At 43.5% G+C, this 1,744-nt stretch carries 1 protein-coding gene and 1 pseudogene; one reads left to right on the top strand and one right to left on the bottom strand.

Features of this window, described 5'->3' with window-relative positions; all coding sequences use genetic code 11:
* Window positions 1–224 (bottom strand): annotated as a pseudogene (locus tag QT987_RS29655) (IS701 family transposase); the annotation flags it as partial.
* 55 nt (window positions 225–279) lie between these two features.
* Between QT987_RS29655 and tnpC the strand changes: the two are divergent.
* A complete protein-coding gene (gene tnpC, locus QT987_RS29650) occupies window positions 280–1,659 on the top strand; it encodes an IS66 family transposase (protein WP_333247059.1) in 1,380 nt (459 codons plus the stop codon).
* Window positions 1,660–1,744: the final 85 nt, after the last annotated feature.

Below are 1,744 nucleotides of genomic sequence, written 5' to 3'. Positions count from 1 at the left end.
TTTATAAATCCAAATTCTTTCAGATGAGTCTTTAATCCTTCTTCGGAAATAGCCAGAGTGCTTACCTGACAATACTTCTGTGGTTCATTTGAAACAGTTCTATTTTTTTCAATTCCGAATAGGAAACCCAATTTCTGGTTTTTTAGAAATTTCAAGTTTTCTACTCCTGAATACCAACTATCTCCTGTTACCATTCTGGGTTTGACTCCCCAGCTTATTATTTCACTGTAATTGCTCAACCCCCTTGACAAGAAGACAAGATAGACATTAGATCAAGGAATGGAAAAACTCCCCGACCTAAAACAGCTATCGAACGAAGCAAAAGAAGCCTTGATAGTAGAGCTATGGGAGAAAATCCAAAAACTCACCGCAGCGTTAGCAACCACAGACCAACCAAAACTAGGCCCATCTCCCAAAAAAACTAGCAAAAATTCCAGCACTCCACCGTCCACAGGATTCAAGCCCAACATTAAGCCATCGAAAATTGAGGGGATAAAAAGACAAAAAAGCCTAGGAAGAGTCGGAGGCGGAAGAGAACTACATCCTCATCCCGACCAAACAATCATCGCCCAACTCAAAAATTGCCCCCAGTGTGGAGAGAAAGTCACCGGCGCCGCACAAAAATTGCAATCCGTCTACGAAAAAATCGAACTACCCCCAATTCGCCCCATCATCACCCGAATCGAACGTTATAGCGGTCGCTGCGCCTGTTGTCAAACCGAGTATCTTGCCCCCGTACCCGCAGGAATGGAACCGGGTTCACCATTTGGCAGTTCAATTCAAAGCCTGGTTACGTATCTGCGCTACACTCATGCGATCAGCTACGAACGGCTATCGTCCATATTGGCATCTGTCTTTGGACTCAAGATATCAGAAGGAGCAATCGCCAACCTATTAGAGAAAGTCAAAACGAGTTTAGATGACCAAGTAACTCAAATACTCCATCGGTTGCGGCGGGCAAAATTAATTTGTTCAGATGAAACCAGTGCGAGAGTTAATGGACAAAATCAGTGGGAGTGGGTGTTTCAGAACCCAGATGTTTGTTTACACGTCATCCGCCCGAGTCGAGGGACTGGGGTAATTAACGAAGTTCTAGCAGAACACCGTCCCGATATCTGGGTGTCAGATTTATTTAGCGCTCAAAAAAATCACCCAGCCCCACAATGGCAAGTGTGTTTGGCCCATCAACTGCGGGATTGCCAATATGCGATTGATGCTCTTGACAGAGTTTTTGCCCCAGGGATGAAGAGGTTATTATTAAGAGCTTTTATCATCCATCGACGACGAGAAAAAATCGACGATGCCAGACTCAAGCGATACCGAGAAAATTTACAGGAAAGATTAACCGGGATTTTAAATTTAGCGCCACATCATCCGGATGGTATCCGGTTACGAAAACGCTATGGTGGGCTAATTGACAATTTATTTCTATTTCTGGAAGATGCGGGGATTCCACCAACGAATAATAGTAGTGAACAGGCGATTAGGATGAGCGTGGTATTTCGCCGTGTGACTAATGGCTTCCGTTCGGAATGGGGGCGAGATTTGTTTGCTGCTGTTCGTTCAGTTGTCAATACTGGGAAGCGACAGGGTTTAACTGCTTATCAATCCATTCAACAAGCTCTCTCTATTGATGGCTCCCTTTTTTCCCCTAGTTGAGCAATTACATTTCACTTACCATTTCTCTAAAATAATCGTTTTTTGTTTGTCCCTGCTTTTTATCATATATTCTATAATTTATTGG

Origin of the sequence: Microcoleus sp. SVA1B4 (assembly GCF_036700545.1) — a bacterium.
Lineage (GTDB): Bacteria > Cyanobacteriota > Cyanobacteriia > Cyanobacteriales > Microcoleaceae > Microcoleus.
The sequence above is the reverse complement of the archived record's forward strand: the minus strand, read 5'-3'. Positions and strand labels throughout refer to the sequence as shown.